Here is a 20,184-nt window from a genome sequence, read left to right on the forward strand (position 1 = left end):
GAACATTATTCGATTCTAGTATGCGTCGTGAATCTCCTCAACACATGGCCACTCATCCGGGTGGTCCATCGTCGATTCGCCCTGTGTCCACCGAGGCGTCAGATCCTTGTCTTCGGGGTACCGCAGCCGCCCATCGCCGTCCCATGTATACCCCGCGTCACTCAGCGTCTCCCTAGCTATCTCCTCGCTACCTTCCGGGGATGGCGCGATCTGTGTCATCCCTTCATCCGGGTATTCCGGATTGGTATCGGAGAAGATGTTCGATTCGAGGATTGCATGGGAGTCCCCGTACTGTGCGACCACATTCATCTCCGCACGATCGAGTGCCTGGGAGCACGCCAGTCGCATCTCTCGGAATTGGAACGGTGGGAAACTCATCTGCGGATAAATATGATACGCGGACATCGCCTCCCCCGACCCGGTATACACGTGATCCATTTCTTCAAGCTCTCGAATCTGCCCCGCACTTGGTTCGGCGAATACCGAGAGTTCTCCCTGCTCGAAGTCCCGGTAAGCCGCCTGTCCATCGGTGTACCCGAGTAACCGAAGTTCCTGATTCGGCGTTTCGAAGTGATCCTCAAACGGCGTCAGCAACGCAAACTGCTCTACCTCAAAAGTATCTAGTTCATACGGACCCGATCCGACTACCTCGTCCGTCTCGAACGATATACTCGGGAGATTCGAGAAGTCGCCATCCAACTTTTCTTCCCAGACATCCTTCGGTAGAATGCCGAAGCCGGTAATGTCGCCCCGTTCCATGAATGTTGGCGTCGATTCCGCGAAGTTCCACTCCACCGTTTGCTCGTCTATCACCTCGATCGAATCGATGGGCCAGAGTGTATCAGCCCCAACATAGTTATCGTACGGGGAGTAGTAGAGTTCCCACGTGTACTTCACGTCCTCGGCAGTGATCTGTTCCCCGTTGTGAAACGTTGCGTCCCTGAGGGTGATCGTGACCGTCCGGAATTCGTCAGTGACTTCGCTGTCCTCCGCGAGCACAGGTTGAAGATCGTAGTTCTGGTCGCGCCTATATAACGGCGAATAGATCAGGTTCGCCCAATCCGAATGATTGGGAAAATCGATCATCGGGTGGTTTCTGGTCCGCAACGTGATCCCATCGACTTCTATTGACGGGGTGACATCCCCCGCCGCCTCCAGATTGGTCCTGAAATCGTAGTTGTATCCGCTAATTCCCTGCTCGCCCAACAGCTCCTCGTCAGCGACGATATGGTCCGTATTCACCGCCTCATACGCCATCAACGCCGTTGTGAGCCACTGGCCGATGTCCTCGGAGAATATCTGCATAGCTTCCGTCGTCGCTTCTTCGAATTCCTCCTCGGTCTCGGCGAAGCGCGCATCCTCCATGAGCTGTGAGTATTCACAGTTGTGGTACTGAGTCGGATTGTATCCGTCTACGTTACCCGCATACTGGATGTGGTACTGGTCCCCGAGAGTGGTCGGGTCCAAGTTACCAGGGCTGGGACTGTTCGCATCCGTGTACAGGTGTGCGTTGCGTGAGTCATGGGTCCGTTCTTCGTAAAGCGTAAGGAATTCCTTCGCACGGGGCTCAACAGAAATTCCGAGCCGATCCGATAAATTATTCGCGGTAATATCGGCCATATCTCGTTGTATCTCTGAAAAGTTCCCGAGCCCTTCAGCGAATTCGATGAAGAGTTCTGGGACACGTTCTCCACCGTCATAATCGTCGCCACCAACACAGCCTCCAACCGAGACCGCACCAGCGCTAGCCAATGAGGCTAAGCAGGTTCGCCGATCAATACTCTGCTCTGTTGTGGTATCTTCTACCATGGCCATACCGATTAGTTCATGAATAATAAACATTTGGATTGTATATGATAAACTGCGAGATGTGCTGAATCGATACTCGACGATCACGACTGTTGGGTTCGAGTCAGACAGTATCTCAAAGGACAAGACTGCGCCAGATCGGACCACGCTCGGCCGTGCGTGCCCACTCCTCAGTCGTCTCCGGGTTGGACGCCGAATTCCCCATATATGTCACCTGGATGGGGGCCGTCGTTCGGTTCCACGTCTTGGCGCTCGACGATGTTGGGGACAACCGACTCGTCGATTTCGTCCACCCCGGGATGATTGATCTCGATCAAGTTCCCCGAGGGATCGCGGATGTACCACTGCACGGTCCCTGTGGGGAGATAGTAAACTGGTTGGTGGCCGTCGACAATCTCGGCACCAGTCCGGTCAGTGAACGGTTCTACAGTAGCACTGTCATAGTTGCGAACTCCCTCATAGACAGGCTCGAACTCGTCGACGTGCAGCGCGAAGTGACTGACCTCTGCTGGAGACGAGGAGTCATTAAGGAGGTGTAACTGGGCATCGCCGATGCCGAACCACCTAACGGGGATGTCCCAGTCTGGCGTCGGTAACTCCTCGACGTTGAAGACCTCCTGATAGAATTCGGCGGTCTCGTCGAGGTCGTCAACTACGATTGTGACGTGAGAGTATTTCACTCCAACCATCACTATTGTTTTGGTGGAAGGGGACTTAGGTCTTTACCCCATCCATTCTAGTTTAGTGACTGTCTGAGACCAGGATTGTGCCGAGATTGCGTCGAATCTGAGCGCGCTTGTCCTGCGATGACTGCTGGCCCAGAACGCCACGCAACGCTCCGCCGTGTCTCTTGGCAAAGGCGGCGCACTCACGAGCGCGAGTGCGCCGCCGTTCCAGAACCATCGCTATACAGTCGGGCCGGTTCGGCCCGCCTCGTCAGGCGAGTTCGTTACCAGAACTCGACTGACTTTACCTGCTCACGTAACCGCGGTCGGTGTGGATTTGGATCCCGTGACGACCGCAGCAATAGCACATCGAGATCGACGAAGTCGAGGCAGATGATCCTCTATCCCGGCCCGAGGATCATCGCCGCATGCTAGACGAAAAGGTCGTTAACGACGCGGTCGAGTTCAGCAGCAGGAACGGTATGAAGCTGAGCCAGCGTGTAGTTGTCGGAGTACGTCCCGAGAGTGCTGTCAGTATCAGCCTTGGTAGATTTCTGATCGACAGCGGCTTGGAGGGGCGTCTGCCGGATGATCCCGGAGCCGAAGCCACAGTTTCGACTCCGGGAATCGGAATCTCCGAGAGGAGATTAAGCGCTAAGCTTTCAAGTAAGAGGCCGTAAGAACGGCGTCTGGATGGCATATGAACTGCACAATACCCACCTGGGCGCTTTCTGAGAATGTAACCTTGTCAGTCCTGACTACCCCTTGACTCGATGGGAACTACCGATTGTGCATCTCGGATCGCCATTTGATATTGTCAATTATTTACATATTCTTTAAATATATGTTAAAGTCTATAGCAGTAAAATTCATATAGAATACTTAAAGATATTATACTGCCCCAGTTCCAGATGGAAATTATGACAATAGTACAGCTGTAAAAATAAGCCGTATATCTTGATACAATGGTATTCTAACCCAAATGTGAATGGGAAACAATAGCACAAATCATTTGATGGAGACAAATGGGTCTCGAGAGTCATTTAGCCCCTATAGAACTGGTTCAACTGAAATCGGTGCTGGATCGTGTAAGTCCGATTTATTCGGATCTAGTTCCGGAGACCGCTTGGAGGAGAAGTAGCTCAATACGATGTGAACAGTCTTCTTCGAGACGGGTTCGCTAGAAGTAGGGAGATTCGTGATCGGTGGTTAGTCGTTCGTCGCGGCCTCGAGCGTACCCGGGTCGGCAACTCGGTCGAGGTCCTCGAGGTATTCGTCGACGTCGAGTGCGGCTTTGCTCCCCATGCCGGCGGCGGTGACGGCCTGCTGGTAGTGGTAGTCGACGACGTCGCCGGCACCGAATATACCGGAGACATCGGTTTCGGTCTGGCCGGCCCCGTCGCCGCCGTTCGTCTTGAGGTAGCCGTCGGCGTCCATCTCGACGCCGGTGCCCTCGAGGTACTCCGTGTTCGGCGTGTGGCCGATGGCGAAGAAGACGGCGCCGACGTCGAACTCGAACTGGTCGGTTTCGGGATCGTCGAGTCGGTCGGTGGGGTGGCCGGCGTCGTGTTGGGCGAGGGTGACGTGGTCGACGCCTTCTTCGGGCGAGCCGTGGATCTCGAGGAGTTCGGTGTTTTTCATGATCTCGATGTCGCCGTCCTCGACCTGCTCGTGGACGCGGTCGACCCAGTACTGTTCGGCGCGGAACTCCTCGCGGCGGTGGGCGATGTAGACGGTGTCGGCGAACTTCGTGAGAAACGAGGCTTCCTCCATGGCGGCGTCGCCGCCGCCGACGACGAGCATGTCCTCGTCGCGGAAGAACGCGCCGTCGCAGGTCGCACACGTCGAGAGGCCGTAGCCCATCAGTTCCTCTTCGCCGGGAACGCCCAACGTCCGCGCACTCGCGCCGGAGGCGGCGATGACGGCGTCGGCCGTGTAGACATCGCCGTTGGTCAACTCGACGCGGAACGGACGGCTCGAAGCGTCGACGTCGGCGATAATGCCGTTTTTCAGTTCGGCGCCGAACTGCCTGGCCTGCTCTTTCATGTTGTTGACCAGCTCGGGGCCGCCGATGCCGTCGGGGAAGCCCGGGTAGTTCGCGACGTCGGTCGTCAGGGTCAACTGACCGCCGGGCTCGTCGCCCTCGATGACCAGCGGATCGTTGTCGCCGCGGCCGGCGTAGATCGCGGCCGTCAGCCCGGCGATTCCCGTCCCGGCGATGATGAGCTTTCGGTGTTCGCTCTCGAGCGGTTGTCCGCCATCCGTGACCGCGGTCGTCTCTGATCGGGTGTCTCCAGTAGCGGATCGGCGATTAATCGTGTCGCGGGCTGTGCGGTTATCACTGAGCCGTCTCGAACCACTGTTGGCGTGGCGCTGATCGCTCATAGACACCTGTTCGCGAACGACACCTATATCGTTTTTCGTTTTGCAAACCCGCGTACTTCTCGAAACACGCCGAAACGACTTCGACGGTACGCCCGACGCGACCTTCCGTCAGACCGAAATAGGCGCGTAACTTCACATGCTCGGGGAAAACTTCTTATAATATTGCCCAAAATTGGTGGTATGACAGTACTCGCAGCAATCGGCGAAGAACATTCATCAGCGCAAATCGTCTCGATCGGATACGATCTGGCGGTGAAGCACGACGAGGAGTTGGTCGTTCTCCACGTTATTCCCGAAGCGGACTTCGAAGAACACAAAGCGGAGATCGAGCGGAAATCACACGGCTTTCAGGACTTCTCGCTGAACCAAGAAGAAGAAAGTGCAGCTCGCTTCAGCCAGCGCATTGTCGAGCAGGTTCTGGACGAGTACGAGTACGAGAGAGTGAAGATGGCAGGGCGAGTAGGCGACCCGGCCACGGCCATCCTCACGGAAGCCGAATCGATCGACCCTCGATATCTGGTCATCGGCGGCCGGCAACGCACGCCGATCGGAAAGGCGGTTTTCGGAAGCGTCACGCAAGATATTCTGCTCCAGTCGGAGTGGCCGGTTGTAACGACCATGATCGAGTAACACGCAGTCCAAACAGCTGCGGATCGTGAGAGGCTCTCCTCCATTTTCACCGTCGGTTCGAGAAAGAAAGGTACAGTAGAATATCGATCTATTCGGTCTCATGTGTTGTGCCCTCCGCCTGTTACACCCTCGAGTTCCAGTACATCACAGGTCCGACTTGAGACCGTGGACGTCGTCCTGGACTTTACGAACCTTCTGTATCTGCTCCTCGTTTGTTTCCGCGAGTAACTCGATTTTGGTCGCGACGTTTTTGATCTGATCGACCGACGTTCCAAGCATGCTCGCGACTTCCTCCGTCGTGACTGCTTGGTCGTCGGTTGCGCCGGCAATCTGGTCAATGCCCGTGCTCGCTTCTTCGATAGCGGACTTGATCTCGGATTGTTTTTCGTCGACGGCGTGAGCGCGCTCGTTCGCCTCGTTGACCCGCTGGCTCGTCAGCTCGACGTTGCGAATCGTTTCGGAGGTGTTCGTCCGTATCTCGTCGACGATCTCTTCGATCTCGTTTACCTCTTCTTTCGATTGATCGGCGAGTTCCTTGACCTCGTCGGCGACGACGCTAAATCCGGCCGCCCCCGTATCCACCTGTGCCGCCTGAATGTTCGCGTTTACGGCCAGTAGGTTGGTCTCGTCAGCGATTCTATCGATCACGTCGATGACCGTATCGATTTCTTCCATCCGCTTTTCGAGGTCGCGGCTATTTTCTAGTAGCGTATCAGTGGCCTCTCTCACCTCGGCGATGATCGAGACGATTTCTTGCGTCGCCTCTTCGGACTCGACGGCCAAATCGGCCGCAGTGTTACTCTGGGTGCTAACCTCTTCGGCGCTTGCTGATATCTCCTCGACGGTCGCCGAGAGCGCCTCCATTTCTCCTTGAACCTCGTCGAGAGCTTCGATCTGTTCGCCGGCGAGTTCATCGACTTCGTCGCTCCTTTCGGCGCTCGTTTCGGCCGCCGAAAGCAGTTCGTTCGCGGCTTTATCGACGGTTTCGCTGATCTTTTCCTGGGTTCGTTCGACCTCCTTTCGTTGTTCGATGATATCGGTAACGATCGAAACGTACTCGAAGGCTCCGATGGACGTCTGATCGGGCGTTCGAAGCGGCGTCCCTGCCGCCCGGATGTGCCACTCTTCGCCGTCGTTCTTCGCCGACCGAATTTGATCCTCTCGAACGGGTTCTCCGGTCCGAGCGATTTCTTCCGCTAACGTTTCGTCCACGTCGTCAGTTCCGAGGATGTCCATCGCTTCGTTTCCGACCGCCTCTTCGGTACTGATTCCGGTCATTTCGACGTGAGCCTCGTTCCAGTGTGTGATCGTTCCCTCGTCGTCGATAACCATGGCGGGTTCGGGAAACTCCGATACGAACTCGTTGAAAAGGCTCCGCCAAAAGTCGCGTTCGTTGCGTAGTTTCGTTATTTCCTTCTCGTGATCACCGCTCGTTGGTTGTAACAATGTATCTCTATTTGTCATTATGGCTTTTTCAGAGAGTACTCGTAAGTATCTATCGGCCACGGGGTGATTCCGAGCCCGTCGGGTTCGCGCTGTTCAGTTATCCAGAAACGACGTACCGTAGCGTATGCGGATTGGAACGTGTGCTCGTGAGCAATAGTTAACGGGCCGTACTCGGTACGCTAATCGGCGGTATTCACCGGAGTGCAGTGCTCGAGACAGATTTCAACTATTGCAGGAAGCGATTGATTCGGAACGACTGCGGCACGTCCGTCGTATTCGACGAGCGCTGCATCACGTAACACCGGGAGGTGGACATGGTGCAATGAAGCCTCGACCTCGGTCAGGGACGTCTCGGGAATCGCTTTCCGCGGGCACTCGTTTTCCCACGAACCGATTCGTCGGGCAATTTCGGTTACTGACGCTCGCTTTGTGTCCGTCAGGTGCTGGAGAACGCGTCGGCGGCGCGTGTCGGAAAGAGCCGTGAAAATCAAATTGAGACGCTGAGCGCCGTCGGACACCGGAAGGCTTGGTATCCGTCTTTCCGCGTTTTCACGGTGGTTGTTTGTCGTCATGTGTGTGTTCTCTTTAGTTATATTAATAAACCTATGTATGGGTTAAGGACTCGTTGTCGAGTAAATCGCGGTGTTGAACCTATCACAGCGGTAATCCGGAATAGACGATAATTTGATGGTACCAAAGAATTTTACCACGTGACGAACTCGATTCGAGCGATTGTGCGGAGTATCAAACCCCGCGAGTCGACGGGTAAACCGTAGCGGGTTCCCAAGCACGTTGACCGTTGTAATCGGTCGCTGATCGACGCTTCCCGGCTCTCTGATACTGTTTGACTCTTCGAACGATTCCGTCTGTATCGACGGCAGTGAGTTGAGATGGATGGCGTCGTGGTTTCCACGCGGTGACGACCCCTATCAAGTAGCTCAGCGAAAATCAGCGTGACCGGCCACTCACCGCACCAACGCGAGCGGTGTCACCGTCATCCGCTGACTTCACGACACGCCAGGTTTCCGATACCAATAGTTTGTTATCGCTGGTCTGTGTACGAATAGGTAGTGTCTATCTCTTCTAGCCGACTGTTTTCTATCTGGCGACGAGCCTTTTCGTTGGGGTGGCCGGTTGCGGTCGAGCAGTTGCTCAACACGCTCATGAGAACGGTCGATATCATCGTTACGGGACTATTCTCTCCGGCCGCTGTGGCTGCAATCGGACTCGCAGATCTCTACGCACAGATCCCGCTCCGAACCGGAATGGGTCTCGGTACCGGTGCGATTGCCCTCTCCAGTCAGGATACCGGCCGAGACGCCACCAGCACCCGTGACCGAGCCATCACGCAGGCGCTTCTGATTGGTGCCTTATGCGGGATTCCGCTCGTTATCGTCGGTTCTTTCTCCAGTTACGCATTGATCGACCTTCTCGGAGCCGAATCAGCGGTCGTCCAGTTAGGTGGGCTCTATTTGATGATTATTTTCGCCGCTTCGCCGATGCGGATTGTCGGACTCGTGGGGGCCCGCTCGTTACAGGGGACCGGCGACACGCGTACTCCGATGCTCGTAAACGGGTGCGCAAATTTCCTGAATATTTTTCTGACGGTTAGTTTGGGCCTTGGCGTGTGGGTTGCCCCATCTCTCGGTATCGTCGGTGTCGGTATTGCCACCGCGATCAGTCGAACGTTCGAAGCGCTCGCGATCGTGGGGGCAATCGCGAGTGACCGGACACGACCGTCGCTCGCTCGACCGAAGGATATCACGGTTACTCGCCAGCTCATCGCGATAAGCGCCCCAAACTTCGCGGAAGGAATGAGCACTTCCGTCGTGAACTTCCCGTTCAACGCTCTCATACTACTTTTTGGAACTGAAGCGAACGCCGCGTATCATATTGCTCGACGAATCTACCAGCAGTTTACGGGCCCGATATATCGGTCCTTCGGCACTGTTTCGAGCATTATAATCGGCCAGACGTTAGGCGAGGGACGTCCCGTCGAAGCCCGACGCTCCGCTACGGCAATTTTGCTCCTCAGTATTCTCTCTCTGGGCTGTGCCGGGGTCGTCCTATTCGTCGGAGCAAGGTCGTTAGTGGCCGTCTTTACGCAGGACCCCACGACCGTCGAATATGCGATCGCGTTCACTCGTGTATTTGCCGTCTCGTTGTTCTTCATGGGGTTCTTTTTCCCGCTCGCCGGGGCGTTGCGGGGAGCGGGAGATACTCGGACTCCCTTTTACGCTCGATTCGTTGGTGCGTTCGTGTTCATGCTCGGACTCTCGTATTTCCTCGGCGTCTCGCTCGAATACGGTCTTCCTGGCGTGTACGTTGGAATGGTTCTCACCTACGTATCGTGGGCCATAATCGTCGGGGCGGGATTTTTGTGGGGCGGATGGGCGGAGGCAGCGGCTACCATGATGGCCGAGCGAACGAAAGCCGAAGAGGACCGCAAAACGATGGAGTGACTCCAATATCGCACCGATTGATCGGCGGGTACCACCATCGGCCGTATTCGATACGTCCCGTCGGAGAGGAATCTCGGGGCGATATCCATCGACTCGATCAGTTGGCTGCCACTCGTTCATCTGTGCCGAAGGATCTAGATGTCTCTGTTTCGCAAGGAAGCCGTCCGTGGAGTTCTCTACTACCGGTGGAAAGAGAACTTACAGCTCCCCATCCGATTCTGCCCGTCTGGCGCACGAAATAAAATCTGAAAAGGAGGCTATCTCATATATTTATCTATAAGCGGACTTGCCAAGAAGAAAACAATCGCTATCACCATCACTTTCGCCGTCGCACTTTCGACGAAGATCCACAACGAACCATCCGATAGCTGGAGCGTTCTGTGGAGATTGTCCTCTGCAATCGGACCGAGTATCATTCCGAGTAGGAGTGCTATTATCGAATACCCGTGTTTTACCATGAAGTATCCGACTATACCCATGAGGATCGCGATGAAGATATCGATCCAATTAAACCGTACTGCGTACACCCCAAATAGGGTTAAGACAACTATAGGTGGCACGATATAATCAGTGTCGACCTTCGTAATGAATCCCAGTCGAGTTACGAATAATAATCCAACTAGCGGGATAATTATGGCTGCTCCGAGAAGTAATGAGAAGTAGATGCTGAACGTGATATCTAAATCGCCGCTAAACATGTTGGGTCCGGGTTGAATTCCGTGCATCAATAGCGCGCCCAGTAGAATCGCCGAGAGCACGCTTCCGGGAACACCAAGTGAAAGCGTTGGGATGAACGATCCGACAACAGCGCTGTTGTTCGAGGATTCTGCGGCAATCAACCCCCGCACGTCTCCATCACCGAACGTGTCCGAGTCGTTGTTGACACGCATCGACTCCGCATACGAAATGAAATTAGCCATCGAAGCGCCGCCGCCGGGAATAGCACCGATCAGCGTACCGATCAATCCCGATTTTATCGTGGTTATCGGTTCGAGGAATACTCTACCGACACCTTCAGATATCGATCCGCCAAGCTCGGCCGTCGAATTTGCTATCCCTCCCGACTCACCTGATAACTTGATCATTTCGGATATCGCAAACAACCCTATGATGACGGCGATTAGACTGATTCCGTCATATAGTATCATCAAATCAAAATTATAACGGACTTCGGGAGTAGCCTCCGCCGGTCCGAACGTCGCGAGTAGTATTCCGATCATTCCAGCCGTGAGCCCTTTAACGATCGAGCCTCGCGCGACGATGACGATCATCGAAAGGCCAAGAAAGGCGACGAGGACGTACTCTGGAGACCCGATCAACAGAACTAGCTCCGTTACGAACGGCGTCGAGAGGAATATGAGGACAACTGCGAGTACCCCTCCGACTGCGGAAGCGGTCGCAGAAACTGCAAGCGCATTCAACGCGAGTCCTTTCCGAGACATCGGATACCCGTCGAAGGTCGAAGCCGCAGACGCCGCCGTCCCCGGCACGTTCATGAGGATCGCCGAAACGCTGCCACCGTATGCGCTGCCCATGTAGACGCCGACTAGCAGTATGATCGCAGATGGCCCGTCGAGAACCACCGTGAACGGGAGCAAAAGCGTCATTCCAACGGCGGGTCCGATACCGGGAATTATCCCGACGATTATTCCGAACAGGAGGCCGAGAATCGCAAAGAAGATAACCGGCCAACTAAACAACAGGAACAGTCCATCGACGAGGCTTTCAATCATACTGTCACCCGCGGGATTACGTCGGCCAGTCCCTCGAAGATCGGTATATTCAACGAGGGACCGACGACGTACAGTATTCCCAAGCAAGCAAGGAGAATAACCGCCGAATATCGGACATCCATATCAAAGTAGTAGGTATACATCGAAATGAAGAACACCGTCGCGACCACGTACCCGAACAGGACGATCGCGATCCCGAATCCGACTATTAGTGCCGTAGTCAAAACCGCATATCTCGAATTAAACGTTACGTTGTCGTCTACAGCTTGGTCGCTCATGTCCTCGTCTCTTTCGATCGCTTGATACTCTTCTTGAACTAGCGTCCGGATCAGGCCGGGTAAGTGATTTTGAAAGAGAACCAAGATACTACCACATATCGTCGCTAGTGCGATAAACCGAGGCCACGTCGCCGCTCGAGCCGAATAGGAATAACTCCCAATAAACATGTATGTCGCAACCAGTAAAAAGAGGAGCGCTATCGTTCTTTCGTCGTCAATCCGTTTTAACGCCTCCATGTCGAAATTCATGTATTGAGCTAGTCGATGAACTGTTCTAATTGATCAAATGCATCGTTCCAGGACTGGGTAACGTCTTCGGACGAGAGGTATTCGATGTCCAGTCCCGTGTCATCTGACCAATCTTGGATAATATCCGACTCGATCACGTCCTGAAGCGTTTCCTCGAGTAGATCCCTTCGATCGTCGGGCGTATCGGTGTGAATCATAAGCGGTCGAAGTAGCTGGGATGCGTAATCGATGGATTCATAGCCGAGATCGTCCACGAGAGCTGGAGCGTCGGGGAACGTATCGATCCGTTCGCTCGAGAGAACGCCGACTGGAACCAGGGATCCCTCTTCGACTAGATCCAACGCGCCTTCTTCGGACGAAATTCCGAACGGTACCTCGCCGCTCATCACGGCTTGCGTTTGTTCGGCCGAACCACCGTACGCGATGGGTTCGAACGGTGCAAGGGTGGGTAACACGTATTCCATCGTTCCTTCTGCGACGGAAACTTGTGTGTACTCGCCGTCTTCGGCCGCATCGAACGCGGCACCCATATCGTTCTCGAATTGATCGAGGTCGGGATTGGTAACGAGTAGACTGTGTTCGACCCCCATCCCGCCGACAAATCCGATATCGTCGATGTCGACATCCGGGGGTTCGACCATCGCGTTTACCGCCGCCCCAGGAACGATAGCCGCCGAAACCGTGTACCCATCCGGTTCACTGGTAGCTAGCGAACCGAGCGCGTTCCACTGACCGCCCCCTGGATTGTTCTCGATCTGTACCGGCACGCCTAAACTGTCGGATATCTCTGGTCCCAACGTGCGCGCGTACGAATCCATCCCCCCTCCAGCAGGGGCTGGAACTAAGTACGTAATCGTTTCTTGAGGGTACTCCCCCTCACCCCCGCCCTCTTGTGCGATACAGCCAGCAGTCGTTCCGATACCTACCGATGCAATAACCGCTCCGCTTTTTTTAAGTGCACTGCGTCGTGCTAACGTCATGGTCAATTATGGAACTCCCCTAAGAAGGTATAAAAGCTTCGGTCACAGCATTACCGATGCTCTTCCTTGCAAGCGGTAGACTAATTTTCGTTTATCCTTCTCAAAGCCTTCAGTATGGCGCGTTGAGAAGATGATCATGTCGAGACACCGGTTGTTGCCGTGTACACGTTCATAAGACTCGCTGATGCAGTTTCCGGTCGATCGTCCACGCTTGTGATTGCATCGGGACGCACTTGCCATCCCGTATACTCGGATATTATATGTACTAGCGGATTGGATCCAATCTCACCCTGATTCATTACGATAATACTGGTGTAAATATCTTGCCTACCTAGGTGGAGATATACCAAATACCGTCTCACGTATTCGGATCTGTTCATAAAGCTAATATATTAGTTGGTAAAACGCATACAATAATGTCGGAAGTTCGTCCTTCTGCTTCGGTAATGGTGATTCTCACGTTACTCGTTCGAACGCCTCAATCCATTTCGATAGCATGTTCGATATGGAGGGTTAACTCGTTAACAATTCCCAAGATAAGTTGAGGTAACTCGTCGTGGAGTTGTTCCTCGGTAATTCGATTTGCAGGTCCCGACACGCTTAGTGCTCCGATGGGTTCATTATTGGAATTAGTAACTGCTGAGCCAATAGCGTGAACCCCCTCTGTCGTCTCTTGTTTGTTGGTCGCATAACCGCGATTAGCGATGAGATCTAACTCCTCGTAAAGCTGTTCTCGAGTCGTGATACTGTGCGGCGTTTGTCTCGATAGTTTCCGTTCTTTGATTATCTGGTTCACGCGCGACCGTGGCAACTCCGACAGAATAGCTTTTCCGGCGGCGCTAGTATGAAGGGGTCCTCGTTTTCCGATGTGCGCTCCCGTTTGGACCGCACTCTGCCCGACTTCGGTGTAGAGATACACTCGTTCCCCGTTTTCTTCGACGATGAACTGCGCCCGCTCTTCGGTTTCGTCGGCCATAAAGTCGACCTTCTCCTTTATCATGTTGTACGCCGGAATTTGACGCTGCGCGTATCCACCGATCGTAAGGAATTGGAGGCCGACTGTGTACGTATTCCCATCGAGCGTCACGTAATTGTGTTCTCGTAGGGTTACCAGGTGGCGATGGACCGTACTCGGTGCCAATCCCATATAGTCGGATAGTTCGTCGATCGTCGCCCCCTTTAACTCCATTAACGCGTCGACGACTGCGAAGGTGGTTTCAGTCGTTTTCGCCCGTGATTTGACCTTCCGTGTCATTCGTATCCATACAACATCCCGCTATCTCGAATAACTTTTTGGTTTTATCACCTCCTCTCTCGAGTGAAACTGTCCGAATCTTCGACTCGAAGAGGAGGGAGCTAAATTGTTCTCTGCGCGAGACGCCCGCAAGTTCCGTCATGGGACGTCCGTTTCGTCTCGCCTTTCGGCTCCCCACAGTAACGAGGGATGTCTCGGCCCACCCGAATAATCGTTTCGCGCGGTTCGTACAATCGATACCTTCTGACGTGATCGTTCGATCCGTACGACGGACGCCACGCGAATCGAGCCGTCGACGAATCGAAACTCGAGCGGTGCATAATAAATAGCGCTGTGGAAAGCAAGAGCCAAGTAACACAGTACCAAACCACACACATGGTGAACCAATCGACAGCTCGACGCTCAACAGACGAGTCGACGACGTCGAATGAGCGCGTGAGCGATGTGATCATCGTCGGAACTGGTCCCGGCGGTTTGACGGCTGGCATCTACGCTGGAAAACACGGACTGGAAGCGTCCCTTTTCGAAAAAGAAAGTATCGGGGGAGAGTTAGTCAATCGACACGAAATACGAGGGTACCCTGGATTTCCGGACGGCGTACCGGGAACGGAGCTTCGTTCTACCCTGATCGAGGCGTTGGATCGATACGATTCACAGGTGCTCCTCACCGAAGTCGAAGACATCGTCCCTGGACAGCCCCACATCGTTCGAACGCAGTCCGGCAACTACGAGGCGAACGCCGTTATCCTTGCGACCGGCGGGGGGCCGAAACTGCTCGACGTTCCCGGGGCGGACCGGTTCCACGGACAGGGTATTTTTCATTGCGCCACGTGTGATGGGCCGCTGTATCGGGACGAAGTCGTGGCAGTTGTAGGGGGAACGGACCACGCGATCGTTGACGCGCTTCACCTCGCTACGTTCGCTACAGAAGTGATCGTGATCGATCCGGGTTCGAAAGTGACCGCGGACGAGTCCCTCCGCGATGAACTCTCGAGCAAGTCGAACGTCACCGTCAATACCGGGACGGAAATTACGGCCGTCGACGGTGCGGAAAACGTTCTCGATTCGATCGAACTCCGAGAGACAGACACCGGTGCCGAGTGGACCGAAGAAGTTGGCGGTCTCTACGCCTACGCCGGCGTCCAACCGAATACAGAATTCCTCGAGGATACCGTCCCGCTCGACGAGGACGGGTACGTCAAGGTGGACGACAAAATGGAGTCGAACGTCGACGGAATATTCGCAGTGGGAGACATTCGACGACATTCCGCCCGAAATATCGTGTCGGCTGTCGGCGATGCGTCTGTCGCAGTTCGAGCGGTTGCCGATATCGTAACCGAATGATGTCTGTTCCACAGGTGTTCGATTCGATCCCCGGACGAACACCGCAATTTGACCGAGACTCTTCCCTGCTCTCAGCGAATAGAGCAGGCGACTTGCACTTCGAGGGCCCAACCATCGGTGGGTTTAGGTACTGCTGGGCGCATCACCGATCGTGAGTCGGGTTACTAGTGCCGGTGTTACTACTAGTGCCGGTTTTGGTGTGCGGTCACGAAGCCGTCGTGATGCCCACTTCGTCGCAATCGAGACAGCGTTTAGACGAAACTAACATGAATACTCAACAAAAAACGTTAGACGGAATAACAGTATTGGACCTTTCGACGTTCGTTACCGGAGGGTTTTGCTCGGAGATGCTCGCGAATCAGGGAGCCGAGGTTATCAAGGTAGAGCAGCCAGCGTACGGCGATGCGATCCGCCACTCCGGACCGCCGTTCATCGAGGACGAATCCCCGTACTACTGGACGGTGAATTACGGGAAGCGAAGTCTCGAACTCGACATAAAGAATCAGCGAGCGAAGAAGCTACTGTACGAACTCGTCGAAGAGACGGATATTTTCATTCAGAACTTCCGACCGGGAACCGCAGAGCGTCTCGATGTCGATTACGAAACCATCAAAGAACACAACGAAGACATCATCTACCTTGCTATCTCTGCGTTTGGCCAGACGGGCCCGTGGCGAGAACGGCCAGGATACGACCTTCTGGTTCAGGGAATGAGTGGGATCATGAGCGTTACTGGCGAAGCGGGACGACAGCCTCTCAAAGTCGGGTTACCGATGACGGACCTCATTACGGCAATGTGGGCCGCGTTCGGCGTAACGACCGCTCTGTATCGACGAAAGCTGACTGGCGACGGCGAATATATCGATCTGAGTATGCTCGACGCCACGATTCCGTGGCTTACCAAACAGGCCGGACAAGTTTTCGCCGGCGAGGACACTCGCCGAATGGGGACAAAAGACCCGGTCCTTGCTCCCTACCAGACGTTCGAGACGGCGGACAGCTACATTAACGTCTGCGTCCTCAACGACAAGCTTTGGCGCGAATTGTGCGAGGCGATCGACCGGCCGGACTTGTTCGCAGACGGGCGGTTTGAGACGAACGCCGACCGCGTCGAACACCTCGACGAACTCGAGTGCGAAATCGATACGACCCTTCGGACGAAAACTACCGACCAATGGGTCGAGATCATCGCTGAAAAGGGCGGCGTCCCAGCAGGGCCGGTGCTCGATGTCGAAGAAGCGTTGCACAATCCACAGGTGAACGCACGCGACGTGTTGACCGAACTCGAGCACCCGGAACTCGGGACCGTTCCGACGGTCGAACACCCACTAAAATTCGATACCGCTGATTCTGGATTCGATCTGCCGCCGCCGCAACTCGGAGAACACAACCGAGAGATCCTTCTGGAATTGGGGTACTCGGAAGAAACGCTCAGTGCGATGAAAGAAAGCGGCGTTTTTGGCGATCAGTATCGCGGCGGTGAGTGAGTCGGATGACGAGCGTAACGATTTCCGGCGTTGGAATCACTCAGTTTGAAAGTGCCGCTGGCCGATCGATCCTCGAGCTCGCGGCTACCGCGGCGAAACGAGCCCTGGATGATTGCGAACTCTCATCGAGCAACGTCACTTCGATCCACGTTGGTAACGCCCTCGGAACTCGGTCCGGTCTCGGGAACGCATTGGCGTCCACCCTCAGTATGGAGGGGGTTCGTGCCGATCGCGTCGAGAATACGAGTGCGAGCGGAGCAAGCGCCGCACATCGTGGTGTCGAAGCGGTTGCTAGTGGCGAGTCTACCGTCGCACTCATCGTCGGCGTCGAGAAAATGTCTCACGGAGAGACGTCGGACGTAACCGAGTCCATTAGTCAACTCGTTCACGAGCGAGAGTACGTACAGGGTTTGACTCTGCCGTCATTTGGTGGGCTGGCCGCGAGCGCGTATCTCGATCGATACGACGCGCCCCGTGATGCGCTTGCGACGGTTGCGGTAAAGAACCACAAAAATGCAGCGGACAACCCGATCGCTCAGTTTCGCGAACAGATCACGCTCGAAGAGGCGCTTGAATCACCGGTCGTTGCTGATCCGCTGCGGCTGTACGACTGTTGTCCGATGTCGGACGGTGCTGCGGCACTCGTCCTCTCGAGCGGAGATGGCGTGAAGGTTACGAGTATCGGTAGTGCGACGGGAACTCACGCCGTGGCGGATCGAACGGATCTTCTCGAGATCGAAAGCGTCCGAACCGCTGGCGAGCGAACGTTCGACCGCGCGGGGTTGACCCCTCGCGATGTCGACGTCGCGTGCATCCACGATGCGTTTACGATTCTCGAATTATTGGAGCTCGAAGAGCTCGGGTTTTACGACCGAGGGACGGCCTGGGAAGCAACGCTCAACGGCGAAACCCAACTCGAGGGCGAACTGCCGGTAAATCCGGGCGGCGGGCTAAAAGCGCGCGGCCACCCGCTCGGTGCGACCGGTCTCTCTCAAATAATCGAGTTGACGTGGCAATTGCGTGGTGATCTGCCGGATAACCGGCAGGTCCCGGATGCAACGACCAGTTTCGCGGTTAACGTCGCAGGATTTGGTAACAACAGTGTCTGCACCCTTCTGGAATCATGAGTGAATCGAATGCAACCCCCGCAGACGAGACGATCCCCGTCGACCACGCATTTTCGTGTGAGAACTGCGGACATCGGTGGTACTATACGCGGAGCCGCTGTCCTAACTGCGCGAAAAACGAGGTTGAAACGTATAAACTCTCTCACGGCGAACTGGTCGTGCGGACCGAGGTTTCGATGACCCCACCCGACGTTCGCACTCCGAACGCCCTCGGACTCGTCCGATTTGGTGACCTAACCTTGATAGCACAATTGGCCGACGATGTCGCCGAAGTCGGCTCTCGAGTTACGTTCACGGGAGAACACCGACTCCGAGACGGAGACGAGTTTATGGGTCCGCGTCTCACCTCGGTGTAGCAGGTGACACTCGTCTCTCCTCGTTGTGTCGTCCGGTATGACGGTCGTCTGAACATAATACATGTGACATAATCTTTTTAACCGACTAGAGATAACGGTAGTATCATGGATATCTCAAATCCAATGTCACCGGCGGGTTCGACGGATATTACGCCGTTATCTCCCCGGACCGACGGTCTCGAGGGGAAACGAATTGGATTATACGACAACGGGAAAATGGCCGCAGAGCCCGTATTGGAAGTTTTACAAGAAAAATTAGATGAGAGGCTTGAAGACGCGACGTTCAAATCGTTTTCCTTAGAGACGAAAGGACAGGTGCAGGACCCGGATAAATTGTCCCAGATTGAAGACTGGGCGAACGACGAGATAGACGTGTGCATCGGGGCGATCGGGGATTGCGGTTCGTGTACAAAGTTCCTTACGTGGGGGATACAGACGATCGAAGCAGCTGGCGTCCCGGCAGTCGGTCTCATCGATGAGGGGTTCGAACTAGATTGGCAATCGAACGCGATCGAGCGGGGAATGGTCCTTCGGTACAACAAAAACGCGGTTCGTTCGGAGGTTCGTGACCCAGAGCTAATCGCAGAAAAGCTCACCCCCGAGACGCTTGATGCTATTGAAGCTGAGCTGACTCGTCCGCTTAGCGAGAAAGAGAAAGGGATGACGGCGTCCGAATAGACGATACACGGAAACTCAATCAAACATGACCGAAAAATCACAAAATGAACAGTCGTTAGGGGAAATAAACGATTTATTGTACAAGAAGGGGACCACAGACGGGCTTCCGGTCGTTCCGCCTACTGACGACCGAGTTGAGGAAATGCTCACCGGAACGGACCGTCCGTCCGACGACGTTATCGGTCGTCTTGGGAACAACGACGACCCGCTCACTGTCGAGCGACTTGCGACGAATGCGGTTATGGCGGGCTGTCTCCCTATCCACATGCCCGTTTTACTAGCCGGTGCACGAGCACTGACCGACCCTGCATCAAACAGTATGGCGTTTTCGGTCAGCACCACCGGGTGGTCCTATTTTTGGACCGTCAACGGACCCATACGCAACGATATCGATATTCAATCCGGAAGTGGCGCGTTCGGTCCGGGATTCCGTGCTAACCGTTCGATCGGTCGAGCGCTCGGACTCGCTTACAAGAATACGACTCGGATCCAGCCAGGTGAAAAGGACATGGCGACACTCGGCAATCCGTTCAAATTCAGCCTGCTCGCCGGCGAAAATGAGGAGGAGAGTCCGTGGGACCCCTATCATACGTCGAAAGGGTACGAGTCGAACGAGAGCACGATAACACTCGCGGGGCCGAGCTGTTTCATTAGTTGGACACCGTATCGAAACGATCCGAAGTATATCCTCGAAGGAATGGTCGATCACATGGACCCGTACATGACCGCATCGAAAAGGGATAACGGCGCAAAGACCGTGTGGCAGATTATCTGCCCGTATAGCGCTGAGCAGTTAAGCAAAGCGGGATTCTCAAAACAAGACGTAAAAGAGTATATCTGTGAGAATTCGTATCTGCCCGCTTCTAAATACGCTCGCGGCAAGTATCAGGATAGGGAATTAGAACAACAGAATTCGGGACCCGTTCCGAATCTCCAACTGCCCCAGATTTCGGACCCCGAGTGTTTGAATATCCTCACCATCGGCGGTCCCGGGACAGTCAACGCGACGATAGGACCTTCTATCGGCGGACCGGTGACCAAACAGATAACGTACCCCGACAACTGGGACGACCTTCTCGAAGAATATACGGTCGAACGCGAGTGGGTCGATAACTCCCAATTCTACGATTAAGGCCCCAGCAAAATTTCCGAACGGCAGCGTCTAGCCGACCGGTTTGTCAGGTGATCAGGTCGAGCCTGTGTGAAGGAAATTTCCCTCTAAGAGCATCTTATCCGTTGATATTTACTGGTATCCGACTGTATCCGTCAGGGTGGAATTTAGCGATGAACTCGACTCCGT

General features: G+C 54.7%; 18 protein-coding genes. 9 read left to right on the plus strand and 9 right to left on the minus strand.

The window, feature by feature from the left end; translation table 11 throughout:
* Positions 1–15: 15 nt before the first annotated feature.
* Both ACZ5C7_RS03470 and ACZ5C7_RS03475 read right to left on the minus strand, forming a co-directional pair.
* Positions 16–1,956, minus strand: coding sequence for an ABC transporter substrate-binding protein (locus ACZ5C7_RS03470; RefSeq protein WP_464375212.1), 1,941 nt, complete (start codon positions 1,954–1,956; stop codon positions 16–18).
* Between the two features lie 23 nt (positions 1,957–1,979).
* Positions 1,980–2,498 (minus strand): VOC family protein, encoded by a 519-nt coding sequence (locus ACZ5C7_RS03475; protein WP_464375213.1) that lies wholly within the window; start codon positions 2,496–2,498, stop codon positions 1,980–1,982.
* 404 nt (positions 2,499–2,902) lie between these two features.
* Between ACZ5C7_RS03475 and ACZ5C7_RS03480 the strand changes: the two genes are divergently transcribed.
* Positions 2,903–3,154: a hypothetical protein gene (locus tag ACZ5C7_RS03480; RefSeq protein WP_464375214.1), complete on the plus strand. Its 252-nt coding sequence runs from the start codon at positions 2,903–2,905 to the stop codon at positions 3,152–3,154.
* A 529-nt stretch (positions 3,155–3,683) separates the two neighbouring features.
* On the opposite strand, the gene ACZ5C7_RS03485 is transcribed toward ACZ5C7_RS03480, so the two are convergent.
* Positions 3,684–4,859, minus strand: a complete 1,176-nt coding sequence (locus ACZ5C7_RS03485; RefSeq protein ID WP_464375215.1) for an NAD(P)/FAD-dependent oxidoreductase — start codon at positions 4,857–4,859, stop codon at positions 3,684–3,686.
* A gap of 180 nt (positions 4,860–5,039) precedes the next feature.
* On the opposite strand from ACZ5C7_RS03485, the gene ACZ5C7_RS03490 reads away from it, so the two are divergent.
* A complete protein-coding gene (locus ACZ5C7_RS03490; protein WP_464375216.1) occupies positions 5,040–5,489 on the plus strand; it encodes a universal stress protein in 450 nt (149 codons plus the stop codon).
* Positions 5,490–5,633: 144 nt separating this feature from the next.
* On the opposite strand, the gene ACZ5C7_RS03495 is transcribed toward ACZ5C7_RS03490, so the two are convergent.
* Together ACZ5C7_RS03495 and ACZ5C7_RS03500 are read right to left on the minus strand one after the other, a co-directional pair.
* Positions 5,634–6,953: a methyl-accepting chemotaxis protein gene (locus ACZ5C7_RS03495; RefSeq protein ID WP_464375217.1), complete on the minus strand. Its 1,320-nt coding sequence runs from the start codon at positions 6,951–6,953 to the stop codon at positions 5,634–5,636.
* 161 nt (positions 6,954–7,114) lie between these two features.
* A complete protein-coding gene (locus ACZ5C7_RS03500) occupies positions 7,115–7,507 on the minus strand; it encodes a DUF7344 domain-containing protein (protein WP_464375218.1) in 393 nt (130 codons plus the stop codon).
* Positions 7,508–8,056: 549 nt separating this feature from the next.
* Between ACZ5C7_RS03500 and ACZ5C7_RS03505 the strand changes: the two genes are divergently transcribed.
* Complete coding sequence (locus ACZ5C7_RS03505) at positions 8,057–9,397, plus strand: MATE family efflux transporter (protein WP_464375219.1); 1,341 nt, start codon at positions 8,057–8,059, stop codon at positions 9,395–9,397.
* Between the two features lie 257 nt (positions 9,398–9,654).
* Here the strand turns inward: ACZ5C7_RS03505 and ACZ5C7_RS03510 are convergent, their stop codons facing one another.
* The 4 genes from ACZ5C7_RS03510 to ACZ5C7_RS03525 form a co-directional block, all read right to left on the minus strand.
* The gene (locus ACZ5C7_RS03510) at positions 9,655–11,130 is read right to left on the minus strand and encodes a tripartite tricarboxylate transporter permease (RefSeq protein ID WP_464375220.1); all 1,476 of its coding nucleotides are present in this window, start codon (positions 11,128–11,130) and stop codon (positions 9,655–9,657) included.
* Positions 11,127–11,657, minus strand: coding sequence for a tripartite tricarboxylate transporter TctB family protein (locus tag ACZ5C7_RS03515; RefSeq protein WP_464375221.1), 531 nt, complete (start codon positions 11,655–11,657; stop codon positions 11,127–11,129). Before ACZ5C7_RS03515 ends, ACZ5C7_RS03510 begins: the two co-directional genes overlap by 4 nt.
* 8 nt (positions 11,658–11,665) lie before the next feature.
* Positions 11,666–12,637 (minus strand): Bug family tripartite tricarboxylate transporter substrate binding protein, encoded by a 972-nt coding sequence (locus ACZ5C7_RS03520; protein WP_464375222.1) that lies wholly within the window; start codon positions 12,635–12,637, stop codon positions 11,666–11,668.
* 478 nt (positions 12,638–13,115) lie between these two features.
* The gene (locus ACZ5C7_RS03525) at positions 13,116–13,892 is read right to left on the minus strand and encodes an IclR family transcriptional regulator (protein WP_464375223.1); all 777 of its coding nucleotides are present in this window, start codon (positions 13,890–13,892) and stop codon (positions 13,116–13,118) included.
* Between the two features lie 435 nt (positions 13,893–14,327).
* On the opposite strand from ACZ5C7_RS03525, the gene ACZ5C7_RS03530 reads away from it, so the two are divergent.
* The 6 genes from ACZ5C7_RS03530 (at position 14,328) to ACZ5C7_RS03555 (ending at position 20,016) form a co-directional block, all read left to right on the plus strand.
* Positions 14,328–15,236, plus strand: coding sequence for an NAD(P)/FAD-dependent oxidoreductase (locus tag ACZ5C7_RS03530; RefSeq protein ID WP_464375224.1), 909 nt, complete (start codon positions 14,328–14,330; stop codon positions 15,234–15,236).
* Positions 15,237–15,502: 266 nt separating this feature from the next.
* Positions 15,503–16,723 (plus strand): CaiB/BaiF CoA transferase family protein, encoded by a 1,221-nt coding sequence (locus tag ACZ5C7_RS03535; RefSeq protein WP_464375225.1) that lies wholly within the window; start codon positions 15,503–15,505, stop codon positions 16,721–16,723.
* Between the two features lie 5 nt (positions 16,724–16,728).
* The gene (locus ACZ5C7_RS03540) at positions 16,729–17,850 is read left to right on the plus strand and encodes a thiolase C-terminal domain-containing protein (RefSeq protein ID WP_464375226.1); all 1,122 of its coding nucleotides are present in this window, start codon (positions 16,729–16,731) and stop codon (positions 17,848–17,850) included.
* Positions 17,847–18,206 (plus strand): PhlB family protein, encoded by a 360-nt coding sequence (locus ACZ5C7_RS03545; RefSeq protein ID WP_464375227.1) that lies wholly within the window; start codon positions 17,847–17,849, stop codon positions 18,204–18,206. The genes ACZ5C7_RS03540 and ACZ5C7_RS03545 overlap by 4 nt, the downstream gene beginning before the upstream one ends.
* Before the next feature lie 105 nt (positions 18,207–18,311).
* The gene (locus ACZ5C7_RS03550; protein ID WP_464375228.1) at positions 18,312–18,884 is read left to right on the plus strand and encodes a UGSC family (seleno)protein; all 573 of its coding nucleotides are present in this window, start codon (positions 18,312–18,314) and stop codon (positions 18,882–18,884) included.
* 25 nt (positions 18,885–18,909) lie between these two features.
* Positions 18,910–20,016 carry a hypothetical protein gene (locus ACZ5C7_RS03555; RefSeq protein WP_464375229.1) on the plus strand — a complete coding sequence of 369 codons (1,107 nt, stop codon included), beginning with the start codon at positions 18,910–18,912 and terminating at the stop codon, positions 20,014–20,016.
* Positions 20,017–20,184 lie beyond the last annotated feature (168 nt).

The sequence above is a fragment of the Halostagnicola alkaliphila genome, assembly GCF_055379965.1.